A 24,861-nucleotide genomic window follows, 5' to 3' on the forward strand; every position below is an offset into this window, starting at 1 on the left:
ATGACCACGTCGATTTCCGCCGAGACCGAATGGCTTGACGAAGCCGTCCGCATCGCGGAGACCAACGTCGCGAACGGCGGCGGCCCGTTCGGCGCGCTGATCGTCAAGGACGGCGAGATCGTCTCGACCGGCGTCAACCGCGTCACCGCGAACCTCGACCCGACCGCGCACGCCGAAGTCGTCGCGATCCGGGCGGCCTGCCAGGCGCTCGGCACGTTCAAGCTGGACGGCTGCGTGCTCGTCTCCAGCTGCGAGCCGTGCCCGATGTGCCTGTCCTCGGCGCTGTGGGCGCGCGTCGACAAGGTCCTCTTCGCCGCCGACCGCGACGACGCGGCCAAGGCCGGCTTCGACGACCGCGCCTTCTACGAGCTTTTCGACCGTCCGCGCGAAACGTGGACGGTGCCCGTGACCCGGCTGTCCACGAAGGACGGTTTCGCTCCCTTCGCGGCCTGGCTCGACAAGGCCGACCGCACCGACTACTGATCCGCCGACTTCTGACCCACAAGGCCAGCTGACCGGAGCACAACCGAATCGAACGTCCCGCTCGCCCAGGCACGGCGTTGTGCCTTGGCCTGGCCGAGCACCCCCACCGGCAAGGGCAGGACGCATGACCCAGGTAGAGATCCACGAACCCGAGCTCGACGAAGTACCCCCGCAACGCCGATCCCTGCTGGACAAGCTGTTCGAGCTACGCGCCCGGCAGAGCACCGTCGGCCGCGAAGTCCGCGGCGGCGTCACGACGTTCGTCGCGATGGCCTACATCGTGCTGCTGAACCCGCTCATCCTCGGCGCCTCCGCCGACATCACCGGCGCCCGGCTGTCGGCCGCGCAGGTGACCACGGCGACCGCGCTCGCCGCCGCGGTGATGACCATCCTCATGGGCGTCGTCGGCAACGCGCCGCTCGCGCTGGCCGCCGGCCTCGGCATCAACGGGATCGTCGCGTTCCAGATGGCGCCGTCGATGACCTGGGCGCAGGCGTTCGGCCTGGTCGTGCTGGAGGGCGTCTGCATCGTGCTGATGGCCGTCAGCGGGGTCCGCGAGCGGATCATGAACGCCATCCCGCGGCCGCTCAAGATGGCGATCACCGTCGGGATCGGGCTCTACATCGCGCTGGTCGGGCTGGTCAGCGCCGGGTTCGTGACCCGGATGCCGGACGCGGCGCAGACCACGGTTCCGGTGCGCCTCGGGGCGAGCGGGCACCTGCACGGCTGGCCGATCGTCGTGTTCTGCTTCGGTCTGCTGCTGATGATCGTGCTGATGGCCCGCAAGGTCCCGGGGGCGGTGCTGATCAGCATCGGCGTGGCGACGGTGTTCGCCGTCGTGCTGCACGAGGGGTTCGGTGTCGGCGGCTGGGGCCTCACTGCCCCGGCGCTGCCCGACCACGTCGTCGCGGCACCGGACTTCGGGCTCTTCGGCCACATCGACCTCTTCGGCGGGTTCGCCTCGGCCGGCGCGCTCGCGGCCACGGTGTTCCTGTTCACGCTGGTGCTGTCCGGGTTCTTCGACGCGATGGGCACGATCACCAGCGTCTCCGACGAGGCCGGGCTGTCGAAGAACGGCAAGGTGCCGCGGATGGGCCGGATCCTGCTGGTCGACGGCGCGGGCGCGATCGCGGGCGGGGTCACCGGCTCGTCGCCGAACACGGTGTTCCTCGAGTCCGCGGCCGGGGTGGGTGAAGGCGCCCGGACGGGTCTCGCGAGCGTCGTCACCGGGCTGCTGTTCGCCGGGACGCTGCTGTTCACGCCGTTGGCGGGGGTCGTCCCGGCGCAGGCCGCGGCGCCCGCGCTGGTGGTCATCGGCGGCATGATGGTCGCGCAGTGCCGGAACATCCCGTGGAACGACCCGGACTACACGATCCCGGTGTTCCTGACCGCCGCGCTGATCCCGTTCACCTACTCGATCACCAACGGCGTCGGCGCCGGCCTGATCGCGTTCGTGCTGATCAAGATCGGCCGTGGCAAGTGGCGCGAGGCCGGCTGGCTGCTTTCCCTGCTGGCGCTGGTGTTCGCGGTGTACTTCGCCGTCGACGGCGTCGAAGCCCTCTTCCGCTTAGGAGAATCCCCGTGGCCCTGATGTTCTTCAACGGCGGCGCCATGCGCGGCGAACCCCTGCACCACCTCCTCGACGGCTCGCCGTTCGTCTCGACGGCGGAGACCGCGCCGAAGTACCGGTTCTACGCCGTCGGCGACCAGTGCCCGGCGCTGTACCCGGTGTCGCACGGCGGCGCGGCGGTGACCGGCGAGGTCTACGACGTCTCGCTGGACGACCTGCGGGACAAGGTGCTGCCGTCCGAGCCGCACGAGCTGGAACTCGGGGTGGTGGAACTGGCGGACGGCAGTTCGGCGTTCGCCATGCTGCTGCGGCGGCCCTACACCTCGCACGTGGCGTTGCGCGACATCACCGAGGTCGGCGACTGGCGGGCCTACAAGGCGAGCGCGTGAAGGTCCTGGTCGCGCCGGACAAGTTCAAGGGGTCGCTGACCGCGGCCGAGGTGGCGTCGGCGGTGGCTGCCGGCCTCGCCGACGTCCGCCCCGCCCTCGCGGTGCAGGCCCTGCCGGTGGCCGACGGCGGCGACGGCACGGTGGACGCCGCCGTCGCCGCCGGGTTCCGCCGGGTGCGAGTACCGGCGCGCGGCCCGACCGGCCTGCCGGTGACGGCGTCCTACGCGGTCCGCGGGGACACCGCCGTCGTCGAGCTGGCGGAGGCGTCCGGGCTGCACCGGCTGCCCGGAGCGCCGGCGCCGCTCACCGCGACCAGCGCCGGCACCGGCGACGTCCTGTCCGCCGCGGTGCGGGCCGGGTGCCGCCGGGTCGTGCTGGGCGTCGGTGGCAGTGCGTGCACCGACGGCGGCGCGGGCATGCTGGCCGCACTCGGTGCCCGGCTGCTGGACAGCGCCGGCCGGGACCTCCCGCCCGGCGGGGCGGCCTTGTCCCAGCTGGCTTCGCTGGATCTGTCCCGTTTGGACCTGTCCGCAGTGGACATCGAATTGGCGAGCGACGTCGACAACCCGCTCTACGGCCCGCGCGGGGCCGCGTCCGTCTACGGGCCACAGAAGGGGGCGTCGCCCGCCGACGTCGAGACGCTGGACGCCGCACTACGGCACTGGGCGTCCCATGCCGGGCCGGAGTTCGCCGAGCGGCCCGGTGCCGGGGCCGCCGGGGGAGTGGGCTTCGCCGCGATGGCCGTGCTGGGCGCCCGGATGCGGCCGGGCATCGAGCTGCTGCTCGACCTGCTCGGTTTCGACGCGGCCCTGTCCGGGGCCTCGCTGGTCGTCACCGGCGAGGGATCCCTGGACCGGCAGACGCTGTCCGGCAAGGCCCCGGCGGGGGTGGCCCGCGCCGCGGCGGCGAAGGGCATTCCCTGCGTCGCGGTGTCCGGTCGCTGTCAGCTGTCCACTGTGGAGCTGGCCGGCACGGGCATTTCGGCCGCGTACGCGTTGACCGACCTCGAACCGGACCCGGCGCGGTGCATGGCGGAGGCGGCGCCCCTGCTGCGCCGCCTCGCCCACCGCGTCGCGGCCGACCACGTAAATCCGTGAATGTCGCATTGAGGGACGTAGAGTCCCTCGATGCGACATTCACGGGCTTACTTCTCGCTGTCCAGGTGCTCCAGCATGGCGGCGGCGTAGCGGTCGCCCGCCGCGGCGCCGGCCGGGACGGCGGCCTCGATCGCGGCCAGGTCGCCGGCCGTCAGCTCGACGTCGGCGGTGCCCAGGGACTCGGCCAGCCGGGCCCGCGTGCGGGCGCCGACCAGCGGGACGATGTCCTCGCCCTGCGCGGCGACCCACGCGATGGCGAGCTGCGCGGTCGTGACGCCCTTGGCGGCGGCGAGCTTGCCGAGGGCGTCGGCCAGCGCCAGGTTGCGGTCGAGGTTCTCGCCCTGGAACCGCGGGCTGTAGCCGCGGAAGTCGGCCGCGCTCAGTTCGCGCGACGGCGTCCAGTGCCCGCTGAGCAGGCCGCGGGAAAGGACGCCGTACGCGGTGACGCCGACGCCCAGTTCGCGCGCGGTGGGCAGGATGTCGGCCTCGATCCCGCGCGACAGCAGCGAATACTCGATCTGCAGGTCGGAGATCGGGTGCACGGCGGCGGCGCGGCGCAGGGTCTCCGCGCCGACCTCGGACAGGCCGATGTGCCGGATGTACCCCGCCTGAACCAGCTCGGCCAGCGCGCCGACCTGCTCTTCGATCGGCACGGTCGGGTCCAGCCGGGCCGGGCGGTAGACGTCGATGTGATCGGTGCCGAGGCGGCGCAGGCTGTAGGCGAGGAACGTCTTGACGACGTCCGGGCGGCCGTCGTTGCCCAGCCAGCTGCCGTCCGGGCCGCGCAGCGCGCCGAACTTGACGCTGATCACCGCCTTCTCGCGGCTGCGGCCCCGGAGCGCGTCACGCAGCAGCAGTTCGTTGTGGCCCATGCCGTAGAAGTCGCCGGTGTCGAGCAGGGTCACGCCGGCGTCGAGGGCGGCGTGGATCGTCGCGACCGACTCGGTCTCATCGGCCGGGCCGTAGAGGTCGGACATGCCCATCAGGCCGAGGCCGAGGGCGCTGACGGCCGGACCGGTCCGGCCGAGGGTGCGGGTGTGCATGGGGTCTCTCCCTGTTTCCGTTGATACCCGAATGACCGTATCACCGATATCAAACGAGTGCTACTGGAGATTTGTTACCATTGGAACCATGGCAACGAAGACGGCGACGGACACCCGCGAGCGCATCCTCGAAGCGGCAGCGGCGCTGCTGGTGGCAGAGGGGCGCGACGGCCTCTCGACGCGCGCGGTGAGCGCGGCGGCGGGCGTCCAGCCACCGGCGCTGTACCGCCTCTTCGGCGACAAGGACGGCCTGCTCGACGCGGTCGCCGCGTACGGGTTCGACGAGTACCTGACAAGCAAGCGCGAGCTGGGGTCCACGGGCGACGCGGTCGAGGATCTCCGCCGAGGCTGGGACCTGCACGTCGAGTTCGGCCTATCGCGCCCGGAGTTCTACGTGCTGATGTACGGCGACGCGCGCCCCGGCCGCACATCCCCGGCCGCCCGCGAGGCCGAAGCGATGCTGCGGAGCATCATCGAGCGAGTGGCAGAAGCCGGTCGGCTGCGGGTGAGCGTCGAACGCGCGGCGCGGCTGGTCCACGCGACGGGCATGGGCGTGGTCCTCAACCTGATCGCAACACCGGAGGCAGACCGCGACCCCGAGCTGTCAACGACGGCCCGCGAGACGGTGTTGAGCCGCATCCTCACCGGCCCCGAAGAGCCAGCCGGCTCCAACCTCCCGGAGCGGGCGATCGCGTTGCGCGCAGGTCTCGACGGCGCGGCGGTGCTGAGCGAAGCCGAGCGGGTGCTGCTGGCGGAGTGGCTGGACCGCATAGCCGACGCGTAAGCAACCGGCCCCGAAGGGGCTAACACCCAGACCCCCCCGCAACCCCGATCCGAAGCCAGAACACGGCCGGCAGGGCCGGAGCTGTCGGCCGTAGTCACAATCCGGCTTCGGGGTGGCGGAGACCGAGCGTCGACCGAGCACCCATCCGGCCCAGACCTGGATCGATCCAGAACGATCGGACATTGCTTGTCACCCCGCCGAGGCCCAATATGTTGCGACCCACAACATATTGACGACAGAGCCGTCGGAGGGTCCCGATGATCAGGTGGAAAGCAGTCCTGGCCTGCGCCGGAGCAGGAGTCCTCCTAGCCGGCGCACTCCCCGGCACAGCACTGGCAACCGGCACCGCAACGGACTGCTGCGGAGGCGGAGCATCCTGGGCAACGGGCAACAAGTCCGCCCTCGGAACCTCGACCACGACGACCAGCCCGGTCTGGTTCACCGTGGCCGACGGCGTCACGTCCGAGGTCTTCTACCCCCGCGCCGACGTCCCCAACATGCAGGACATGCAGTTCGTGGTCACCGACGGCAGCAGCTTCGTGGACCTGGAGCGCGACGCGACGAACCACGTCGTGTCGATGCCCGACGAGAAGGCCCTGCAGTACACCGTCACGAACACGGCCAAGAGCGGGAAGTACCGCATCACGACCGACTACGTCACCGACCCGGCCCGCTCGACGCTCGTCCGCAACACCCGCTTCCAATCCCTGGACGGCGGCAACTACCGCCTCTACCTCCTGGCCAACCCGTCGATGGCCGGCGGCGGCGCCAACGACAACGCCTGGTGGGACGGCAGCGGCCTGCTGGCCGGCGGCACCGAGACGCTGTTCGGCGGCGTGGCCACCACGGTCGTCTCCGCACTGCGCGTTTCGACCGGGTTCACCGCGCACGACAACGGCTACAGCGGCGCGGGCAGCGACTGCCTGGTCGACCTGCGCGCCGACAAGACCCTGAACAACCAGTTCGACAACATCGCCGGCACCGGCAACGTCGTCCAGTGTGGGCAGATCCCGGTCGGCACGGACACGACGTTCACCGTCGCCCTCGGCTACGGCGGTACCGCGGCGGCCGCCACTTCGGCCGCGAGCGGGTCGCTGAGCAGCGGGTTCTCCGCCGTGGCGACGTCGTACCGCAGCGGCTGGAACTCCTATGTGGGCGGGCTGAAACCCGCGCCCGCCAGCGTTTCCGGGGACACGCAACGGCGTCGCGCCTACTACGTCGCGGCGATGGCGCTCAAGACCGCGGAGGACAAGCAGCACCCCGGCGCGAGCGTGGCGGGCCTCGCGACACCGTGGGGCACCTTCACCAACGGAGACCAGCTCAACGACGGCTACCACCGCGTCTGGGGCCGCGACCTCTACCAGCAGGCGACCGGCCTGCTGGCCGCCGGCGACAGCGCGCAGGCCAAGCGGATGGCCCAGTTCCTCTGGAACTCCCAGTGGATCGGCAGTCCCACCGCGGGCGACGGCATGACGTACCCGGCGGGGTCCTTCCCGCGCTACAGCCCGGTTTCCGGCGTCGCCGGTGCCAGTGCCCAGCAGCTCGGCTGCTGCGAACAGCTCGACCAGGACGCCGACGCGATCCTGCTGGCCTGGCTGACCGGCCTCACCGACGCCTCGACCTACGCCAAGGTCAAGACGACCGCGAACCACATCGTCGCGACCGGCCCGGACACCACCGAGCGGTGGGAGGAGCAGTACGGCAAGTCGCCGTCGTCGGTGGCGGCCGAGATCGCCGGGCTGATCGCCGCGGGCGCCCTCGCCCGGGCCAACGGCGACACCGCGAGCGCGACGTCGTGGGAGTCCACGGCGGACTCGTGGCGCAACTCCCTGGCCGGCTGGACCGTGACGACGTCCGGCTACTGGGGCGGGCACACCTACTACGAACGGCTCGACCGCGCCGGGAACCCCAACGACGGCGCGACGATCTGCTTCGACGAAGGCTGCTTCTACGAACACGACGTGACCGACTTCGGCTTCCTCGACCTGGTGCGGCTCGGCATCCGCCCGGCCGGGGACGCCACGATCGCGAACTCGGTCGCGCCGACCGCGGCGGCGTCCGACGGCAACTCGGCGATGCAGGTGACGCTGCCCAACGGCGACGTCTACTTCCACCGCTACCCGCACGACAACTACGGCGAGAGCACCACGGCCTGCACCGGCTGGCCCGCCGGCGGCAGTCAGCGGTTCGGGCGGCTGTGGCCGGTGCTGTCGGGGGAGCGCGGGCAGTACGAGCTGGCCAACGGCCGGTCGGCGGCGGTGTACCTGAAGTCCATGGCGGACTCGGCGAACGATGGCTACTTCGTGCCCGAGCAGGTCTGGGACCGCGCCGACGTGGGCTGCTTCGGCCTGGGCCGCCCGACGGGCAGCGTGGGTCCGCTGATGTGGGCCGAGGGCCAGTACCTGCGGCTCGCGCAGAGCATGGACGCGGGCCACAACCTCGACACGCCGTCGATCGTGAAGTCGCGCTACGGCACCTGATCGGCCAGGACGCGGGCCCGGGTCAGCAGCTTCTCGACCCGGGCCCGCAGCTCCGGGGTCCCGCGGCCGAGGTCCGGCAGCAGGTTCGCGTAGTCCGACACGAGGCTCCGGTAGCTCCGGGCGAACTTGCTCGTGCCCGTCTGGCGGGCGTAGCGCCGGTCCAGGTCGATGATCTCCTGGGCCAGCACGGCCGCGGCCGCCGCGAGCTCGGTCCGCTCGTCCGCTTCCGCGTCCCGGCGTTCGCGCCTCGCCAGTGACACCCGGGTGGCCCGGCGCGCGGTGAGGTAGAGCGCCGCAGAGCCCAGGAGCACCGCTCCGATCGCGGCCGCGGCGACCAGGTACCGCGGCAGCGAGGGGCTGACCGTGCGGCCGCCGTCGGGAATCGCGCCGGAGCGCACCAGCAGGTCGTAGTTGACGACCATCACCTTCAGCGCTTCCACCGGGCGGTCGGCGAAGGCGTCGATGCCGTTGCCGATCATCGACTCCGCGACGAACGCCTTCCCGAAGTTCTCGTCGTCGCTCCCGGGCAATCGCGAACAGCCGTACTTCTCGAAGTCGTCGCCGTCCCGGCTGAGCATCACGGCGAGGGTGCCGTCGGCGGCGCTGCCCAGGCTGTCGCACGCGTCGCTGAGGTCCGCGCCCGGCTCGAGGAAGCCCACCACCAGCCGGCGGTTGCCGATCACGCGTTCCGCGGCCGGCCGGTCGAGGGTGATCCCGGGCGCGGCGTACACCGACGCCGACCGCAGCTGCCGGGCGACCGGACCGTCGAACACACCCGCCGACCACACCGCCCAGCCCGCCAGCACCAGGCAGCCGAGCACCGCGATCCCGAACGCGGAGCGGAAGAACCGTTTCACGCGAGCCTCCCTCGCAGGTACTCGGCCGGCCGGTACTCCGGGCGGCCCAGCAACCCGGCCGTGCTGTCCAGGTCCGCCTCGGCCGCGTCGAGCAGGCCGTGGACGTGCTGGTCCGGCAGCTTTTCGGTGAAGGCGTCCCGAGCTGCCGTCAGCTGCGTGATCCCGCGGGTCAGGGCGGCGGCCGACGCGCCGCCGGTCAGCCCCGAGATCTCGACGGCGAGCGCGGTCAGCCCGGCCAGGCGCGCCGGCACGCCCGTTCCGGCGGGCCGGTCCGGGCGCACCACCCGGCGGGCCGAGAGGACGAGGAACCCGAGCGCGCAGGCGGCGAACAGCCACGGCAGCGCGGGCAGCGCGACCCGGAGCGGGTCGAACGGGGTGTAAGGCAGCGGGCGGTCGAACAGCCCGGCGTAGCGGATGGCCGTGACCCGGTCGAGCCACGCGCCCAGGACGTTGCGCTGCGGGTAGGCGTAGGTGCTGAGCCGGTCCGCGAACTGGCCGTAGAAGCTCGCCGTCGCGACGTCCGCGAACGCGTCGGCCGACGGCCCGTCGTACTCGATCCACTGGCCGTACATCGCGACGATCGGGCGGCCGGGGAACTCCTTCGCCAGCGCCGGTCCGAAGTGGACCAAGGGCTGACCGGCCGGTTGTTGCGGCAGGGCCACGTACAACGGCTGGGCGCCGGGGAACGCGGCGGTCGTCGCGGGCACGTCCGCCAGGGTCGCTCCCGGGGCGACGTACCGGCCGGTGCCGCGCAGCGCCGCGGTGACCTCGGCCAGTTCGCCGGCAGCCGGGTCGCGCCGGGCGAGGGCGGGCTGGTCCGGGGCGTCCGGCTGGTGGTTGAGGTGGGCGACCAGGGTGGTCAGCGACTCCGTGACGTCGCCGGTGGCGAACTGACGGATCCACTCGGACGCGCGGTCGGCCGAAGCCTGCAGGACGCCGCCGGTGACCTCGGTGCCGATCACCTGGACGGTCGCGTCCTCGACGTCCTTCACCCGGGACCGGGCCTCCTTCGGCAGTCCCGGCGGGGCCACGAGGATGCGGACCCCGGCGCTCCCGGCCGCCGCCTGGACGGCCTTTTCGTCCCAGGTCGCGATCGCACCCGGCAGCCGCACGACGGGGGCGGCCTTGACCATCGCCGTCAGCTGCTCGGCCGAGGGGACGGTCGCGCCGCTCAGCTCGCCGGCCGAACCCTCCGGGATCGGGTCGCCGCTCGCGGGGGCCCGGCCGTAGCTGACGCTGGTGCTTTGCTGCTGCACGAGGAGGAACGTCACGAGCACGGCCCCGGCGGCCGCGAGCAGGACCCAGCGAATCCGGTCAGCCACGGGCCGTCGCCTGCCAGAGCACATCGGCCCGCCGCGCGTGGTCTTCGGCGGTCCGCGCCGCTCGCGTGCCGCCGTGCGCGGCCGCGATCGTCTCGGCACGGGCCAGCAGCTGCTCGGCCTCGGGCTGCGGAGTGGACGCGGCGTCCCGGCTGACGGCGGCGCTGTCGATCGCCGCCCGCGCGGCCGACCAGGCCGTCCGCCGGCGCAGGTCCCGGTCCCGCCACCACGGCCACGCGGCCACCCCGACCCCGGCGGCGGCGATCACCACCGCGCCGAGCACCCACACGAGCCACGTCATCCCGGTCACCTTCGCACTTCGATCTTCGGCGAGAAGGTCATCTTGACCGCCCGGGCCCGCGAATGTGACGACGTTGCCGCATTGTGTCCCAGTCGAGCACCGGACGAGTGGACGGACGACATGCCCCCTCGGCGTGTCGTCCGTCCGGGTAGCCGACCCTCCAGGTACGCGAGCCGACCGTCCGGGTACGCGAGCCGACTCTCCGGGTACGCGAGCCGACCGTCCGGGTACGCGAGCCGACCGTCACCGGACCAAGCGGACCGTCTTCGCGGCGGGGACGAACGTCGCGGTCTGGCCGCGGGTGAGGGCGACCTTGTCGGCTTCGAGGCCGTCGCCGAACGCGACCAGGCGGTCGGACTCGACCTCGACCGTGAGCGGCGCCGACGTCAGATCCCCTTCGGTGCACGTGGTCCCGGTCGTCGGCGACGGCCACGCCTCGCGCACGAACCAGACCAGCCGGGCCTCGCCGGGCGCCGGCAGCCGGAGCCCGCTCCCGCGTTCCCGCCACACCGACCCGCACCAGCCGGTCGCGCCGGTGCCCGTTCCGACCAGGATCCCCGACGACGCCTGGCGTTCCGCCGGCCCGCCACCGACCCCCAGCCGGTAGCGGGCCGTCTGGTGCCCGGCGTGGCCCAGGTAGATCTCGTTGAGCGCGAGCAGCCGCTGGCCGTCGTCCGAGGTGAGCTCGGCCATCGTGCGGTGCTCGACGTCGCCGGTCGAGCGCACCAGATCCGCGACGGCGGCCGGCGGGTGGCGCACTAGGACCCCGGGCGCGCCGGGCGTCACGCCGATCACCGGCTGGCCGTCGAGGTACTTGGCGACGTTGGCGATCAGCCCGTCCTGGCCGACCACCACGACGACGTCTTCGGGGGTGAACAGGAACCGGTCGAGGTCCGCCCGTTCGACCTCGCCGCGGCGCCAGTCCAGCGGGATCGCCGCCGAGGCGGTGGCGAGCGCCGCGCGCACGGCGGCGTCCGCCTCGGTCACTTCGGCCAGGTCACGGCCGCGCGTGCGGAGGAAGAACTCCGCCTGGCCACGCGTGCCGTGCCGGGCGAGCAGCTCGTCCAGTTCGGTGCGCCGGTGCACCAGCACGACGCGCGGGGCGAGGCTCACGACCGCACGCCCAGCTTCGTCAGCAGCGGCGCGAGCAGGTCCGGCGTCACCGTCAGGCTGTCGATCTGCGGCAGGTTGCCGGCCAGTTCCTTCAGCGCCAGCCCGGTGAGGACGCCCTCGGGCAGGTCGCGGTAGGCCGCCAGCCGGGCGGCTTCCCCCGCCGCCTTCGCCTCGCCCAGCGCCCGCTTGCCCTCGGCTTCCACGAGCGTGAGACGTTCCTTGCGCGACGCCAGGGCCTCCGTCTCGATCCGGTTCGCCGCCGCGGCTTCTTCGGCCTGGCGCCGGGCGTTCGCGCCGCGCTGGGTGACGAGCTGCTCCTCGCGACGGGCCAGCTCGATCTGGCTTTGCAGCTCGTTCTCGCCGATCGCCCGCTCGCGTTCGACGGCCAGCGCACGACGTTCGAACGTCGCGCGGTCGGCCTCCTGCTGCACCTTCTCCCGCGCGGTCGTCTGCAGCGCCTTCTCGACCTCCGGCTCGGCCCGGATGGCGACGACGCGGACGTCGACGACGGCCGAGCCGGTCTGCGCGAGCCGGGTGTCCTCCTCGGCGAGCCCGGCGCGGATCCGGTCGCGGACCGCGCGCACGCCGTCGACCAGCGCTTCCTCAAGGGGCGTGCGGGTCAGCACCTCGACGGCGTACTGCTGGACGTTCTCGGTGAGCAGCCCGCTGATCTGGCCGAGGGGATCGCTTCTCCAGCGCCCGGTGTCCGGGTCGATGGAGAAGTCGATCCGCTGCGCGGCCAGCGCCGGGTCCTCGATCCGGAAAGTCAGCGCGAGCTGCACGGTGACGTCCTGGAAGTCGGCCGTGCGGGCGTGGAACAGCAGCGGCAGCTCGCGGTCGTCGACCGGGACCTCCGAGACGACCGCGGTCAGCGGCCGGTACCAGAACGACAGCCCGACGCCGTCGTGCGCGAGCTTGCCGCGGCGGTAGTGGCGGATGTGCACGGTGGGTGCGCCCCGCAGGTGCCGGAACCCGAAGCGGCGGTCGATGTCGGCCATGAGCCCTCCTCTTATCGTCGAGGTGACGATATGCGGACGACGGGCTAATCGTCAAGCTGACGATTAGCGGGTAGGGTGGTGGCATGGGTCACCCGCCGTTCGCCGTCACCGTCGACCTCGTCGTGCTCACCCTGACCGGGGACGAGCTGTGTGCCCTGGTCGTGCGCCGGGGCGTCGAGCCGTACCGGGGGGAGTGGGCGCTGCCCGGCGGGTTCGTCCGGGCGGACGAGGACCTCTCGGACGCCGCGCGCCGCGAGCTGGCGGAGGAGACCGGCCTGGCGCCGGGGACCGTCCACATCGAACAGCTCGCCGGCTACGGCGCCCCGGACCGGGACCCGCGGATGCGGGTGGTGACGGTCGCGTACCTGGCGCTGGCACCGGACCTGCCGACGCCCAGCGCGGGCACCGACGCGGCGGAAGCCCGCTGGGCCCCGGTGCGGTCACTGGCCCGCGAGCACCTGGCGTTCGACCACGACCGGATCCTCGCCGACGGCCTCGAGCGGGCTCGCGCGAAACTCGAGTACTCCCCGCTGGCGACGGCGTTCTGCGCCCCGGAGTTCACCGTCGCCGAGCTGCGCCGGGTGTACGAGCTGGTCTGGGACACCCGGCTCGACCCGCGGAACTTCCACCGCAAGGTGACCGGCGCGGAGGGGCTGCTGGAGCCGACCGGCGGCACGACCACCCGCGACGGCGGACGCCCGGCCCGGCTGTACCGGCGCGGAAAAGCCGAAGTGCTGTACCCGCCGATGCTCCGAGCGTGACGTTCAGGCCGCGCCGAGCTGAAGGGCGGGGCTCAGGCTGCCCGGGTCGGCACCAGCCGTCGCGCGGCCGTGACCAGCGGCAGCAGCCGCGTGCCGAAGTTGCGGGCCGCGAGGCCTCCGCGCGTGGCCGGGATCAGCAGAGCCGCCGCGGTGGAGACGTTGCGCTGCTTGGGTTCCACGAGCTTCCGGTGTGCGCTCTCGTACCGCCGGAACGCCGACGCCGCGTCACCGGGTGTCCGGCCCAGCTCCTCGGCGAGGGTGTACGCGCCCGCCATCGCCAGCGTCGAGCCGTCGCCGAACAGGGACACACACGACGCCGCGTCGCCGGCCAGCGCGATCCGCCCCGACGCCCAGCCGCCCATCCGCACCCGGCTCACCGAGTCCAGGTACAGGTCGTCCGCCTCGCGGACGCGCTCCAGCAGCTCCGGCACGCGCCAGCCCGCGCCCTCGTACGCGTCGGCGAGCATGCGCTTGTGCAGCGCCGCGTCCCGGTGGTCGAACCCCGGCACGGCGTCGCCGCGGAACATGAACGCCGCGATCCCGGTGCCGCGCGCCGGGTGCACCGCGACCGCCCGGCCGGGCGAGTTGTACATCACCAGCTCCGTGCGGTCGGCCGGCGGCTCGGCCAGCGGCAGCGTCGCGATGTAGACGCCCATGTGCTCGACGAACGCGTGCTCCGGCCCGAACGCCAGCCGCCGCACGGCCGAGTGCAGCCCGTCCGCGCCGATGACCAGGTCGAACCGGCGCGGTGCGCCTCGGTCGAACGTGACGTCGACGCCGCCCTCGTCCTGGTGGAGCTCGGTGATCGAGTCGTGGAAGACGAACTCGGTGTCCGCGCGGGCGGCGTCGTGCAGGATCGCCGCGAGGTCGGTGCGCGGCAGTTCGATGCCGCCGTCGCCGCCCATCGCGACCCGGCCGGTCCGCCGTCCCGCGTCGTCGACGAACTTCAGCGACGTCACGGCCGTGCTCGCCGCACGCAGCCGGGCGGTGATGCCCATCCGGTCGGCGACCCGCGCGGCCGGCCCGCGGACGTCGACCGGGCTGCCACTCGACCGCAGCCCGGCGGCGCGCTCGACGACGGTCGGCCGGAAGCCCGCGCGGGCCAGCCAGTACGCCAGCGTCGGCCCGGCGACGCCCGCGCCGGAGATCAGTACGGTCTGCTCGGTCATGGTTTCTGCCCCCATCATGGTCCTGACCATCGGTCAGGACCGACCGTACGCTCCTGTCCGGCGGTCAGGCAAGGCGGCTAGGCTCCGACGATGACCGACGACACCCGCGCCCGGATCCTGCGCGCCGCGCTCGAGGAGTTCTCCGAGCGCGGTTTCCACGCGACGTCGGTCCGGGAGCTGGCTGAACGCGTCGGGATCACCAAGACCGCGGTGCTGTACCACTTCCCGGGCAAGGCCGACATCGTCACGGCGCTGGCCGAACCGCTCCTGGACGACCTCGAAGCGGCCATGACGAAGGCCGCGGCGGCCGCCGACCTCCGCGCGGCGGCGATCGAAGGACTCCTCGACGTGTGGCTCGGGCACCGCTACCTGCTGCGGATGAACCTGCGCGACCTCGGCCTGACCGCGTCGAAGACCGTGTTCGACCGCTTCCGCGACGGCATGCTCACGGCGAACCACCTGGTGGCGGGCGCGGACGCGGACCTGGCCGGCCGGGTCCGCGCGGCGCAGGCGATCGCGATGCTCAGCGACCCGGTGGTGCTGTTCGCCGACGCTCCGGTGGCCGAGCTGCGCGCCGCGGTCCTCGACGGCGTCGACCGGCTGTTCGCCGCGCCGGAACCCGAGGGCAGGCCCCGCGCCCGCCGCGGCCGGCCGACGGTGATGAGCCCGGAGACGATCGAGGAGGCCCGGCGCCTCTACGACGCGGGCCACGCCCCGGCCGAGATCGCGACCGCGCTCGGCGTCTCGCGCGCCACGATCTACCGCCACCTGCCCGGCGTCGAATAATGAGACACATTAATGAGACTTATTGAGACTCGACCTCGATGGCGGGCAGTTCCTCCAGTTGCGCGGAAGTCAGCTTCGAGGCCGCCTCGAAGACTTTCGCCTGGTGGTCCTTGATCCGCTCGTCCACCAGGCGGCTCAGCTCGAAGGCCAGCCGCCCGGTCTGCCGGACTGTGACGTCGTCCACCAGTGGCCGGACGGCGGACGTGATGACCACTCCCGACGCCTCTCCGGTCGAGGATTGTGAGACGCCCACCGAGTAGGTTTCGCGCGGGTTGACCGGCCCGTCGATCGAGAAGTCGCGGATCCGGCCGAGCAGAGCGTGCCACTCGGCGACCTCGCCCGGCACTTCGGTGGCTTCGACGTCGGCGACCGTCAGGCCCATGCCGCGGTCACCGGTGCGGAAACACCGGGCGTACGAGTTGAGCGCCGACACCCAGAGCGCTTCGACGAGCACGGCGTCCACCCGCGGGTGGGCCAGCTCCGCGACCAGCCGTTCGCAGCACTTGAGGGTGAACTGGAGGTCGTCGAAGATCGCGACGAGGTCGGCCAGGCCCAGCGCACCGGGCGTGGCCAGCTGCCGGGCACTCGAAGGGGTGGTCGTGGAAGGGGTCATCCGGGACGCTCCTGTCCTGCGGCCGTCTGGACCTCAACGACACCGCATCCGGGAGCGTCCCGGGGTCTCAATTTGCGACACCACCCGCCACGGGCCGCAGCGACAGGGTGAACGACGTCTTCCGCGGCACCAGCCGGTACCGCGGCAGCACCCCGGGCCCGCAGGCCGCGGTCCCAAGACCGTGCTGGGCCACGTCCAGCGTGAGGTGCACCAGCGAACCGGACTCCAGTTCGTCGGTGTGCCGCGCCGCCTCGAGAGCCGCCGCCGTCCAGCGGCGGGCCGTGAAGTCGAAGGCCGGTTCCCCGTCGACGCGGATGCCCGTGCCGTCCGGGTCGGTCAGGCGGGCCCAGCGCACGTCTATCCGGTTGCCGTTCTCCTGCGGGAAGACGTACGGCGTCTGCAGGCCGTCGACGCTGCTCGAGAACCGCCCGATCCTCACGGCCTGGCGGCTGTCCGGGTACGCCTCGCCGGGACCGCCACCGAACCACTCCGCCGAACCGAACGTGCCCGGGACCGCCATCGCCAGGCCGAGCCGGGGGAGCGTGCCGGGGAACTCGCCGTCCGGGGTGACGTCCACGCGCAGCCGCAGGCCGCCGTCGAAGGCCGTCCACGTGTAGTCCGCGAACAGACCGAACGGCTGCGCCGGCGGGGCGACGCGGGTGCGCACGACGAGCTCGTCCCCGTCGGCGTCGACGGCTATCACACGGTGCTGCAGCCGGTGCAGCCCCGCGTCGAGCCACTGTGAAGCCTCGGACGGCCCGGGTGACGAGCCGCGGTCGTTGTCGGTGGTCGCGCGCCAGACGTCCAGCCGGGGGCCCTGCACGGCGTGCCCGCCGAGTGACGTCAGCGTGCCCGTCACGGCGTCGAACTCGCCGGCACCGAGGATGAGCTGCCCGGCCGTGCGGAACACCGGCCCGCGCGTCGGGGGCGAAGGCCGGGTGGGCGCCGGAGACACCGGCACCTGGCCCCAGCCGACGACGTGTCCGGCGGGCGCCCACGCGGTCGAGGAGGTCAGCGACGCCGAGACGGTCAGCCACGATTCGCCTTCGGTGGGCGGCAATGGCGGCAACGACAGGGAAGTGCTTTGTCCTGAATGGATGGTCGGTACATCGAGGACACCCCGGGCGACGGCGGTTCCTTCGTCCTCGAGCACCCAGGTGAACGTCAGGTGGCCGGTGTCCACGAAGTCGTAGTGATTCGAAACCCGCAGGCCGGAAGGATCGGCGTCGATCCGGATCGGCTCGATGATCTTGGCGAACTCCGTCAGCCCCGGCGACGGCGTCCGGTCCGGGAAGAGCAGGCCGTCGATGACGAAGTTGCCGTCGTGGAGGGGTTCGCCGAAGTCGCCGCCGTACGCGAAGTGGCCGGGCGCGGCCAGGCCGTGGTCGATCCACTCCCACACGAACCCGCCCTGGCAGTTCGGGTACCGCTCGAACAGCTCGCGGTACTCCAGCAGCCCGCCCGGCCCGTTGCCCATGGCGTGCGCGTACTCGCAGAGGATGAACGGCAGGTCTCGACGGCGCTCGTTGTCGTCTTCGCGACGCCCGATGTGCTCCACTTCGGACGGTGTCGCGTACATGCGGCTGTGGACGTCCACATAGGTGCAGTCGTGGTCACCCTCGTAGTGCACCGGCCGGGTCGGGTCCCGGTGGCGCACCCACTCCGCCATCCGCGCCAGGTTGTCCCCGGTGTGGCTTTCGTTGCCCAGCGACCAGAGGATCACGCTGGGCCGGTTCTTGTCCCGTTCGACGGTGCGCCGCATGCGGTCCAGGTAGGCGTCCGTCCATATCGGCTCGGAACTCGGGTTGCGGTCCCAGCCGAGCGGCCCGAACCCGTGGGTCTCCAGGTCGCACTCGTCGATCACCCACAGGCCGTACTCGTCGCACAGCTCGAGGAACGCCGGGTCCGGCGGGTAGTGACTGGTCCGGACGGCGTTGACGTGGTGGCGTTTCATGAGCAGGACGTCGGCCAGCGCGGTCTCGCGCGACACGACGCGCCCGATGCGCGGGTCGTGTTCGTGCCGGTTGACCCCGCGCAGCAGCAGGCGCCGCCCGTTGACCTTGAGCTGCCCGCCCTCGATCGTCACGGTCCGGAAGCCGATCCGCACCGGAACGCGTTCGGCCACTGTGGACAGCGTCCCGTCGTAGAGGCGGGGTGTCTCGGCGCTCCAAGGCTCGACGGGCAGCTCCAGCGGCTCACCGGCCGGATGGCTTGCGACGCCCAGCGAAGGGATGTCCAGCACGACGTCCGCGCCGGTTTCGACCCGGATCGTGCCCAGCCCGGTCGTGTGGTCGTAATCCGCGCGGATCCAGTGGTCGCCGATGCCGCCGGACGGCCGGGCGAGCAGCGTCACGGACCGGAAGATCCCGGACAGCCACCACATGTCCTGGTCTTCGAGGTAGCTGCCCGCCGACCACTGGTGCACGCGCACGACCAGGACGTTGTCCCGCGGCCGCAGCAGCGTCCCGACCTCGAACTCCGAGGGCAGCCGGCTGCCCTTCGTGACGCCGAGTTCGGCGCCGTTGAGCCAGATCCGGCCGCACGAGTCGATCCCGTCGAAGCGCAGCAGCGCGGACCCGGCCGGCCAGCCGTCGGGCAGGTCGAACCGCAGCCGGTGGTCGCCGGTCGGGTTCTCCGACGGCACGTGCGGCGGGTCGACCGGGAACGGATAGTGCACGTTCGTGTAGGCGGGCCGGCCGTGACCGTGCAACTGCCACAGCGAGGGCACCGGCAGCTCGTCCCACGCCGAGTCGTCGAACGCGGGATCGGCGACGTTCGGGGGAGCGGCGGCAAGGCTCGGTGAGAGCCGGAACCGCCAAGTGCCGTTCAGCGACAGCGACGGGGCGTCGGAGGTGAAGGCCGCGCGCGGAGCCACTGAGCCGTATCCCGGTCCGGGGTCTTCGACGTACGCCATGGCACCTCCCGTGAGCGTTCCCGTGAACGTTCACGGGACCGGCTGCAGTGTGCTGACCGCCGCGTCGGCGTGTCAAGGGATCAGGCGGATTCCCGCAGGTGGAGCCGGGCGCGGACGACCAGCTCACCGGGCTCGAGGGGCGCGGCACCGGTCACGAGCCGCATCGTCTGCTCGACGGCCAGCGCGCCGAGCGCCCGGGTGTCGATGGCGACGCTGGAGAGTTCCGGGTCGACGAGGGTGCCGAGGGCCAGTCCGTCGAAACCGATCACCGCGAGGTCGTCCGGGACGCGCAGGCCGAACCGGCGGGCTTCGCGCAGGGCGCCGATGGCGATGACGTCGTTGAAGGCGAACACGGCGGTGACGTCGGGGTGCGCGGCGAGCAGGCTTGCGAGGGCCGCGCCGCCGCCGTCGACGGTCTGGGCGGCCCGCGCGATCCACCCGGGCGCGACCGCGATGCCGTGCTCGGCGGCGGCCCGGAGGAACCAGGTCCGGCGGATGCTGGGTTCGCGCCCGTCGTCGTCGAGCATCCCGATCCGCCGGTGCCCGCGCCCGACGAGGTGGGCGACGGCCTCGCGGACGCCGTCTTCGCCGTCGACCGAGATGCCGCTGAACCGCGGGGTGCGGGGATCGCGGCCGAGCAGCACCACTGGGATGCCGGGGGTGAAGCGGTCGAGGTCCTCTTCGGACCGGCTGAAGTAGCCGACCACGGCGTCGACCTGCGAGCCGATGACCCGGAGGGTGGCGAGCTCCTGTTCGGCGTCGCCGGCGGTGTCGTAGACGACGACGTGCCAGCCGCGCGCCCGGGCGGCCGCCAGCGCCCCGGAGGCGACCTCGGTGAAGAAGGGGTTGAGCAGGTCCGGCACGACCAGGCCGATGGTGGTGGTGTCCGGCCGGACCAGGCCGCGGGCGAACCGGCTCGGCCGGTACCCGAGCTCCCGCGCGGCGTCGAGGACGCGCTGCTTGGTCGAGCCGTCGATCTCGGCCTTGTCGTTCAGGGCACGCGACACGGTCTGCCGCGAGACCCCGGCCGAGCGGGCGACGTCGTGGATCGTCACCCGCCGGGGTTCCGTGCTCGAGGACACCGCCCACCTCCTGTCGGAGGTCGAGTATGCCCGCCCGTGGCCCCTGCGCTACCCGGGCGGCCGTGATCGAAGCGCCGACCCTCTGCTCACGCGTGTCGACCGTTCCGGCTCAGAAGATCGACCAGCCGGTGAGCGTCGTGAAGCGGTCCAGCGCCGACACGCCCGCCACGGAGTTCCCGCGCGCGTCCAAACCCGGGCTCCACACGCACACCGCGCACCGGCCCGGGACCACCGCGACGATGCCGCCGCCGACGCCGCTCTTGCCCGGCAGGCCGACGCGGTAAGCGAACTCGCCCGCGGCGTCGTACGTGCCGCACGTCAGCATCACCGCGTTGATCCGCTTCGCCGCGCTCAGCTCGAGCAGCCGGGTGCCGTCGTTGCGGATGCCGTGGCGGGCCAGGAAGAGCGCCGACCGCGCGACGTCCGCGCAGCTCATCGCGATCGAGCACTGGCGGACGTACTGGTCGAGCACCGCCGGCACCGGGTGGCGCATGTTGCCGTAGGACGCCATGAAGTACGCGAGAGCGCGGTTGCGATCGGCGTGACCCGCCTCCGACGCGGCCACCTCGGGGTCGACGCCGATGTCCGGCCGGCCGCTCTCTTCGCGGAGGAACGTCAGCAGCGCGTCGACCGCGTCGCCGTGGCGGGCGAGTTCGTCGGTCACCACGAGCGCGCCCGCGTTGATGAACGGGTTGCGCGGGATGCCGTCCTCGTGTTCCAGCTGCACCAGCGAGTTGAACGGGTCGCCCGACGGCTCGCGCCCGACGCGCGCCCACACGCCGTCGCCGCGGGAGAGCACCAGCGCCAGCGTGAACACCTTGGACATGCTCTGCACCGAGAACGGCCGCTCGAAGTCGCCGACGCCGTGCAGCGCACCGTCCACTTCGGCCACTGCCATGCCGAACCGGCGCGGCTCGATCCGGGCCAGGGCGGGAATGTAGTCCGCGACGGCGCCGCGGCCGACCTCGGGCGCGACGTCATCGGCGATCCGGTCCAGCAGCGCCGCGAGGTCCACGGCCGTAGCGTAGAAGCCGCGTCCGGCCGGGCGCGCGGCGCCCCTGTCGAATCGGTCCTGTCAAATCGAAACGGGGGGAGAGCAGCGGAAAGCCCGCGGTGATCTCCGGCACACCTTAAGTCTTCCTTAGCCCGCTTGGTGACCTGCCGCACACGCTTTAACGTCTGGCAACCATGGATTCCTCGCTGCTCACCGAAAAAGGTGAAAGCTACTCGAAAGCACTGGGCAACCGCCAAGTGCAGATGATCGCCATCGGCGGCGCGATCGGCGTCGGGCTGTTCCTCGGCGCCGGCGGCAAGCTCCACCAGGTCGGCCCGTCGCTGGTCCTCTCCTACGCGATCTGCGGGGTGGCCGCCTACTTCGTGATGCGCGCGCTCGGCGAGCTCGTCCTGCACGAGCCGAGCTCCGGCAGCTTCGTCACCTACGCGCGGAAGTTCATCGGCCCGTGGGCCGGCTTCGCCTCAGGCTGGATGTACTGGGTGAACTGGGCGATGACCGGGATCGCGGAGATCACCGCGGTCGCGATCTACGTCCACAAGTGGCTGCCGGACGTCCCGCAGTGGATCACCGCGCTGGTCGCCCTCGGCGTGCTGCTCGCGGTGAACCTGTTGAGCGTCAAGCTGTTCGGTGAGCTGGAGTTCTGGTTCTCGGTCGTCAAGGTGCTGGCCATCGTGGTCTTCCTGATCACCGCGCTCGGCCTGGTGTTCACCAGCGCCGACATCGGCGGCACGCCCGCCGGCGTGCACAACCTGACCGGCCACAGTGGATTCTTCCCGGCGGGCATCGGCATCGCGCTGATGACGCTGCAGGCGGTCATCTTCGCCTACTCGGCCATCGAGGTCGTCGGCATCGCGGCCGGCGAGACGAAGGACGCCCGCAAGGTGCTGCCGAAGGCGATCAACGGCGTCGTGTGGCGGATCGGCGTGTTCTACGTGGGCTCGGTGCTGATGCTGGCGATGCTGCTGCCGTGGCCGTTCTACAACGGTGACGAGAGCCCGTTCGTGACGGTGTTCAGCCGGCTCGGCATCCCGGGCATCGGTGACGTGATGAACGCGGTCGTGCTGACCGCGGCGCTGTCCAGCGTCAACTCCGGCCTCTACTCCACGGGCCGGATCCTGCGCTCGCTGGCCGAGAAGGGCGAGGCGCCGTCGTTCGTCAGCCGGATGAGCAGCCGGCACGTGCCCTACGGCGGCATCTTGTTCACCTCGATCGCCTACCTGCTCGGCGTGGTGCTCAACTACCTGGTGCCCAAGGACGCGTTCGACATCGCCATCGCGATCGCCTCCCTCGGCGTGATCACGACCTGGGCGACGCTCGTCTTCTGCCAGATGCGCCTGCGCCAGGCCGCCCTGCGCGGCGAGCTGGAGCGCCCGTCGTACCGGATGCCGTGGGCGCCCTACTCGGGCTGGGCGACACTGGCGTTCCTGGCCCTGGTGGTCGTGCTGATGGGCTTCTCGGACGGTGCCGAGAAGGTCGCGTTCTACTCGATCCCGGTGCTGGTGATCGTCCTCGCGGTGGGCTGGCGCGTGCTCTCGAAGCGGCGAGAAAGCGCCCCGGTCGAGTAGCGGCCGGGTGGAACGGCCTCCCCGAACTCCCGGGGAGGCCGTTCGTCTCAGCGCAGGTAGTTGTAGACGCTGGCCCGCGAGATCCCGAGCAGGTCGGTCAGCGCCGGGACCGCGTTCTTCACCTCCAGGAACCCGCGCTCCTTCAACGTCCGCACCAGGTCCTTCTTCCCGGCGGCCGGCAGGCTGCGCGGAGTGTGGCCGCGCTCGGTCGCGTAGTCCTCGACCAGCGCGCGCAGCTCGTCGGCCGTGCGGGCGCGCAGCGACTCGGTCAGCGGCGCCGGTTCGTCGGCGCGGGCGAGCCGGGTGAGCGCGCGGGCGGCGGAGCCGAGCAGGGAGACGTCGAGGTTGAGGCACAGCGCCGCCACGTACTCACCGCTCGCATTGCGGAGGCCGATCGAGGTGCTCTTCGCGGGCCGGCCGTCGGGGAAGCGGTTCGGGTAGTTCTGCAGCACGTCCGGGAACCCGGGATCGGCGATCCGGGCCAGGCCCAGCTCGGTCGCCGGGTCGCCGACGGCGCGCCCGGACAGCCCGCCTTCGATCGCGCGGACGGCGTGGGCCGGGTCGCGCAGGTCGTGCAGCACGACCTCGCACAGCCCGGGGAACATCCGGGCGACGGCCTGCGCGATCTTCTCGGCTTCGCGCAGCAGGAGCTCGTCCTCGGTCATCCGAGCAGCTCCCGCAGCTTGTCGGGCGCCTTCAGGCCGGAGCCGGTGAGGACGACGACGGTGGTCTCGCCGGGCCGGATCGCCCCGCGCTTCCGGAAGACGTCGATCGCCGCAGCGGCGGTCGCGCTGGTCGGCTCCGCGTAGAGGCCGAGCGAGGCCAGCCGGCGGGCGGCCGCGGCGATGGCGTCTTCGGAGAGAGCGGCCGTGTCGCCGCCGGATCGGCGAATGGCGGCGACGACCTCGGGAAGCCGGACCGGATGCCGGATGGCGGTCCCTTCGGCGACGGTCGGCGCGAACTCGGGTGGCCGCCGGTCGTGGACGGCGGCGTCGATGGGCGAGCAGTTGCGCGGCTGGGCGACCAGCAGGCGCGGCCGGCGAGTGATCGACCCGGCGGCCAGGAGCTCGCCGAACCCGAGGTCGCAGCCCAGCACGATGCTCCCGGCGCCGGCCACCGTGACCACGGCGTCCGGCGCGCGGAAGCCCAGGTCCTCCCACAGTTCGTAGGCCAGCGTCTTGGTGCCCTGCAGGAAGAAGGGGTGCCAGTTGTGGCTGGCGTAGGTCGTGCCGGAGGAGCGGCGGACGGCCTCGGCGGCGGTGTCGTCACGCGTGCCGGGCACGAGTTCGACCTGCGCGCCGTACGCGCGGGCCTGCAGGACCTTCGCCGCCGACGTCCCTTCGGGAGCGAGGATGGTGGCCGCGATCCCGGCGGCGGCGCTGTAGGCCGCGACCGACGAGCCGCCGTTGCCGGAGCTGTCCTCCAGCAGTTCCTCCACCCCGGCGCCGGCCAGCGCGGAGATCATCACGCTGGATCCGCGGTCCTTGAAGCTGCCGGTCGGGCTGAACCACTCGAGCTTGAACCGGACGTCGCCGTCGCCCCACGGCCGGGGGACCAGCGGCGTGCAGCCTTCGCCGAGCGAGACCGGGCGCAGGTCAGCGGGCAGGGCGGCGCGATACCGCCAGAGTGACCGGACGCCGGTGTCGACGTCGCCGGGAGCGAGCCCGGCCAGTGGGGCGACGGTCAGGGGCGCGCCGTCGTCGCCGCGCCATCGCAGCGGGTCACCCGGGTAGCGCGTCCCCGACCGCTCGTCGGCGTACCAGTACTCCACGACCACCTCCAGGCTTGGACAGATAAGTCAAGTCTAGACGATATGTCCAGGGTTACCGACTGGTACGCGAAACGCTTTCAGCTTCTTCTAAGGAAAATCTGTCACCGGAGAGTGGAAAATTCTTGTCGACGTGCCGTGTCGCGCAAGAGTGGAGGTACCGATGGTGTCCGGCCGAATACCCGCAGTCGCCCTCGTCGCGGGCGGTCTCGCCCGGTGTGGGCGTTCCGGGTTCGGCGCGCGGTGGGTCGTGTGAGCACGAGAAACCCGGAACTCCCGGGAATCCACAGTGGACCCATCGGTTCCGGCGGGTGAATCGGGCGGATGCCGGACACTACTTTCGGCTGTGGGTAAAAGTGCCGGGAGAATAGCCGCCGCACAATACTGGATTCCGCGCGTTCCGCGTTGTGGGACGGTCCGGAAGTCGTGGCCGGTTTTGCCGCCACGGCGCTTTGCGGCGCGCGCGAAAAGGGGCGGGACCGCCCAACGGCGTGGTCCGGTGTGGTCAGTCACACTGCGTCCGCCGGGTGAGAACGCTTGCCCCATCTGGTGGTGTGTGCCAGGTGGACCGCAGGTCCGGGCCGGTGCGGCCGGCGGGGATCGCCGCGCCGGGCCTATCCGGTGCGTCTTCCCGGCGGGCGGAACGTGACGGCGACGTTAAATTCTTGCGTCTCACGGCTGGTCCATCCCGAATTTTATGAACCGGAACGACTAAATCGCGGTGGGTTGTTGACGGCAGCGGTGTGAACCCGCT

The 24,861-nt window shown here is 72.1% G+C and carries 22 protein-coding genes; 9 read left to right on the forward strand and 13 right to left on the reverse strand.

What is annotated here, in order from left to right; all coding sequences use genetic code 11:
- The 4 genes from AB0M83_RS31145 to AB0M83_RS31160 all read left to right on the forward strand — a co-directional run bounded on the left by AB0M83_RS31145 (position 1) and on the right by AB0M83_RS31160 (position 3,539).
- Positions 1 to 483 (forward strand): nucleoside deaminase, encoded by a 483-nt coding sequence (locus AB0M83_RS31145; protein ID WP_364522245.1) that lies wholly within the window; start codon positions 1 to 3, stop codon positions 481 to 483.
- A 124-nt stretch (positions 484 to 607) separates the two neighbouring features.
- Positions 608 to 2,074 (forward strand): NCS2 family permease, encoded by a 1,467-nt coding sequence (locus AB0M83_RS31150; protein WP_364522248.1) that lies wholly within the window; start codon positions 608 to 610, stop codon positions 2,072 to 2,074.
- A complete protein-coding gene (locus AB0M83_RS31155) occupies positions 2,065 to 2,442 on the forward strand; it encodes a gamma-glutamylcyclotransferase (RefSeq protein ID WP_364522250.1) in 378 nt (125 codons plus the stop codon). The genes AB0M83_RS31150 and AB0M83_RS31155 overlap by 10 nt, the downstream gene beginning before the upstream one ends.
- Positions 2,439 to 3,539, forward strand: a complete 1,101-nt coding sequence (locus tag AB0M83_RS31160) for a glycerate kinase (protein WP_364522252.1) — start codon at positions 2,439 to 2,441, stop codon at positions 3,537 to 3,539. Before AB0M83_RS31155 ends, AB0M83_RS31160 begins: the two co-directional genes overlap by 4 nt.
- Before the next feature lie 47 nt (positions 3,540 to 3,586).
- Here AB0M83_RS31160 and AB0M83_RS31165 read toward each other — a convergent pair whose 3' ends face one another.
- Positions 3,587 to 4,582, reverse strand: coding sequence for an aldo/keto reductase (locus AB0M83_RS31165; RefSeq protein ID WP_364522254.1), 996 nt, complete (start codon positions 4,580 to 4,582; stop codon positions 3,587 to 3,589).
- An 88-nt stretch (positions 4,583 to 4,670) separates the two neighbouring features.
- Between AB0M83_RS31165 and AB0M83_RS31170 the strand changes: the two genes are divergently transcribed.
- Positions 4,671 to 5,366 (forward strand): TetR/AcrR family transcriptional regulator, encoded by a 696-nt coding sequence (locus tag AB0M83_RS31170; protein WP_364522256.1) that lies wholly within the window; start codon positions 4,671 to 4,673, stop codon positions 5,364 to 5,366.
- 257 nt (positions 5,367 to 5,623) lie between these two features.
- A complete protein-coding gene (locus AB0M83_RS31175; RefSeq protein ID WP_364522258.1) occupies positions 5,624 to 7,846 on the forward strand; it encodes a glycoside hydrolase family 15 protein in 2,223 nt (740 codons plus the stop codon).
- Here AB0M83_RS31175 and AB0M83_RS31180 read toward each other — a convergent pair.
- From AB0M83_RS31180 to AB0M83_RS31200, 5 genes are all read right to left on the reverse strand, one after another.
- A complete protein-coding gene (locus AB0M83_RS31180) occupies positions 7,834 to 8,703 on the reverse strand; it encodes a hypothetical protein (RefSeq protein WP_364522260.1) in 870 nt (289 codons plus the stop codon). The genes AB0M83_RS31175 and AB0M83_RS31180 overlap by 13 nt on opposite strands.
- Positions 8,700 to 10,025, reverse strand: a complete 1,326-nt coding sequence (locus AB0M83_RS31185) for a hypothetical protein (protein WP_364522262.1) — start codon at positions 10,023 to 10,025, stop codon at positions 8,700 to 8,702. The genes AB0M83_RS31180 and AB0M83_RS31185 overlap by 4 nt, the downstream gene beginning before the upstream one ends.
- Positions 10,018 to 10,323 (reverse strand): DUF6403 family protein, encoded by a 306-nt coding sequence (locus AB0M83_RS31190; RefSeq protein ID WP_364522264.1) that lies wholly within the window; start codon positions 10,321 to 10,323, stop codon positions 10,018 to 10,020. The genes AB0M83_RS31185 and AB0M83_RS31190 overlap by 8 nt, the downstream gene beginning before the upstream one ends.
- 243 nt (positions 10,324 to 10,566) lie before the next feature.
- Positions 10,567 to 11,436: a hypothetical protein gene (locus AB0M83_RS31195; protein ID WP_364522266.1), complete on the reverse strand. Its 870-nt coding sequence runs from the start codon at positions 11,434 to 11,436 to the stop codon at positions 10,567 to 10,569.
- Positions 11,433 to 12,434, reverse strand: coding sequence for an SPFH domain-containing protein (locus AB0M83_RS31200; protein ID WP_364522268.1), 1,002 nt, complete (start codon positions 12,432 to 12,434; stop codon positions 11,433 to 11,435). The genes AB0M83_RS31195 and AB0M83_RS31200 overlap by 4 nt, the downstream gene beginning before the upstream one ends.
- Positions 12,435 to 12,517: 83 nt before the next feature.
- Here AB0M83_RS31200 and AB0M83_RS31205 point away from each other — a divergent pair, with 83 nt between their 5' ends.
- Positions 12,518 to 13,195, forward strand: coding sequence for an NUDIX hydrolase (locus AB0M83_RS31205; RefSeq protein ID WP_364522270.1), 678 nt, complete (start codon positions 12,518 to 12,520; stop codon positions 13,193 to 13,195).
- 32 nt (positions 13,196 to 13,227) lie between these two features.
- Here the strand turns inward: AB0M83_RS31205 and AB0M83_RS31210 are convergent, their stop codons facing one another.
- Positions 13,228 to 14,364 (reverse strand): FAD-dependent monooxygenase, encoded by a 1,137-nt coding sequence (locus AB0M83_RS31210; protein ID WP_364522272.1) that lies wholly within the window; start codon positions 14,362 to 14,364, stop codon positions 13,228 to 13,230.
- A 90-nt stretch (positions 14,365 to 14,454) separates the two neighbouring features.
- Here AB0M83_RS31210 and AB0M83_RS31215 point away from each other — a divergent pair, with 90 nt between their 5' ends.
- On the forward strand, positions 14,455 to 15,150 hold the full coding sequence (locus AB0M83_RS31215; RefSeq protein WP_364522274.1) for a TetR family transcriptional regulator: 696 nt from the start codon (positions 14,455 to 14,457) through the stop codon (positions 15,148 to 15,150).
- A gap of 19 nt (positions 15,151 to 15,169) precedes the next feature.
- Here the strand turns inward: AB0M83_RS31215 and AB0M83_RS31220 are convergent, their stop codons facing one another.
- The 4 genes from AB0M83_RS31220 to AB0M83_RS31235 all read right to left on the reverse strand — a co-directional run bounded on the left by AB0M83_RS31220 (position 15,170) and on the right by AB0M83_RS31235 (position 20,774).
- Complete coding sequence (locus AB0M83_RS31220; RefSeq protein WP_364522276.1) at positions 15,170 to 15,763, reverse strand: hypothetical protein; 594 nt, start codon at positions 15,761 to 15,763, stop codon at positions 15,170 to 15,172.
- Between the two features lie 67 nt (positions 15,764 to 15,830).
- Positions 15,831 to 18,677 (reverse strand): glycoside hydrolase family 2 TIM barrel-domain containing protein, encoded by a 2,847-nt coding sequence (locus tag AB0M83_RS31225; RefSeq protein ID WP_364522278.1) that lies wholly within the window; start codon positions 18,675 to 18,677, stop codon positions 15,831 to 15,833.
- Between the two features lie 80 nt (positions 18,678 to 18,757).
- A complete protein-coding gene (locus tag AB0M83_RS31230) occupies positions 18,758 to 19,759 on the reverse strand; it encodes a LacI family DNA-binding transcriptional regulator (RefSeq protein WP_364522280.1) in 1,002 nt (333 codons plus the stop codon).
- Between the two features lie 109 nt (positions 19,760 to 19,868).
- Positions 19,869 to 20,774 (reverse strand): glutaminase, encoded by a 906-nt coding sequence (locus AB0M83_RS31235; protein ID WP_364522282.1) that lies wholly within the window; start codon positions 20,772 to 20,774, stop codon positions 19,869 to 19,871.
- Between the two features lie 173 nt (positions 20,775 to 20,947).
- Between AB0M83_RS31235 and AB0M83_RS31240 the strand changes: the two genes are divergently transcribed.
- Positions 20,948 to 22,339, forward strand: a complete 1,392-nt coding sequence (locus AB0M83_RS31240) for an amino acid permease (RefSeq protein ID WP_364522284.1) — start codon at positions 20,948 to 20,950, stop codon at positions 22,337 to 22,339.
- A gap of 47 nt (positions 22,340 to 22,386) precedes the next feature.
- Here the strand turns inward: AB0M83_RS31240 and AB0M83_RS31245 are convergent, their stop codons facing one another.
- Positions 22,387 to 23,004 carry a PAS domain-containing protein gene (locus AB0M83_RS31245; protein ID WP_364522286.1) on the reverse strand — a complete coding sequence of 206 codons (618 nt, stop codon included), beginning with the start codon at positions 23,002 to 23,004 and terminating at the stop codon, positions 22,387 to 22,389.
- Positions 23,001 to 24,110, reverse strand: a complete 1,110-nt coding sequence (locus AB0M83_RS31250) for a pyridoxal-phosphate dependent enzyme (RefSeq protein WP_364522288.1) — start codon at positions 24,108 to 24,110, stop codon at positions 23,001 to 23,003. The genes AB0M83_RS31245 and AB0M83_RS31250 overlap by 4 nt, the downstream gene beginning before the upstream one ends.
- Positions 24,111 to 24,861 lie beyond the last annotated feature (751 nt).

Origin of the sequence: Amycolatopsis sp. NPDC051106 (assembly GCF_040682775.1) — a bacterium.
Classification (GTDB): Bacteria; Actinomycetota; Actinomycetes; order Mycobacteriales; family Pseudonocardiaceae; genus Amycolatopsis.

Coding starts and splice junctions, on each gene's coding strand:
- AB0M83_RS31170 (WP_364522256.1), top strand. CDS start 4,671: ATGGCAACGAAGACGGCGACGGACACCCGCGAGCGCATCCTCGAAGCG.
- AB0M83_RS31150 (WP_364522248.1), top strand. CDS start 608: ATGACCCAGGTAGAGATCCACGAACCCGAGCTCGACGAAGTACCCCCG.
- AB0M83_RS31175 (WP_364522258.1), top strand. CDS start 5,624: ATGATCAGGTGGAAAGCAGTCCTGGCCTGCGCCGGAGCAGGAGTCCTC.
- AB0M83_RS31220 (WP_364522276.1), bottom strand. CDS start 15,763: ATGACCCCTTCCACGACCACCCCTTCGAGTGCCCGGCAGCTGGCCACG.
- AB0M83_RS31165 (WP_364522254.1), bottom strand. CDS start 4,582: ATGCACACCCGCACCCTCGGCCGGACCGGTCCGGCCGTCAGCGCCCTC.
- AB0M83_RS31245 (WP_364522286.1), bottom strand. CDS start 23,004: ATGACCGAGGACGAGCTCCTGCTGCGCGAAGCCGAGAAGATCGCGCAG.
- AB0M83_RS31190 (WP_364522264.1), bottom strand. CDS start 10,323: ATGACGTGGCTCGTGTGGGTGCTCGGCGCGGTGGTGATCGCCGCCGCC.
- AB0M83_RS31205 (WP_364522270.1), top strand. CDS start 12,518: ATGGGTCACCCGCCGTTCGCCGTCACCGTCGACCTCGTCGTGCTCACC.
- AB0M83_RS31145 (WP_364522245.1), top strand. CDS start 1: ATGACCACGTCGATTTCCGCCGAGACCGAATGGCTTGACGAAGCCGTC.
- AB0M83_RS31210 (WP_364522272.1), bottom strand. CDS start 14,364: ATGACCGAGCAGACCGTACTGATCTCCGGCGCGGGCGTCGCCGGGCCG.
- AB0M83_RS31240 (WP_364522284.1), top strand. CDS start 20,948: ATGGATTCCTCGCTGCTCACCGAAAAAGGTGAAAGCTACTCGAAAGCA.
- AB0M83_RS31225 (WP_364522278.1), bottom strand. CDS start 18,677: ATGGCGTACGTCGAAGACCCCGGACCGGGATACGGCTCAGTGGCTCCG.
- AB0M83_RS31200 (WP_364522268.1), bottom strand. CDS start 12,434: ATGGCCGACATCGACCGCCGCTTCGGGTTCCGGCACCTGCGGGGCGCA.
- AB0M83_RS31215 (WP_364522274.1), top strand. CDS start 14,455: ATGACCGACGACACCCGCGCCCGGATCCTGCGCGCCGCGCTCGAGGAG.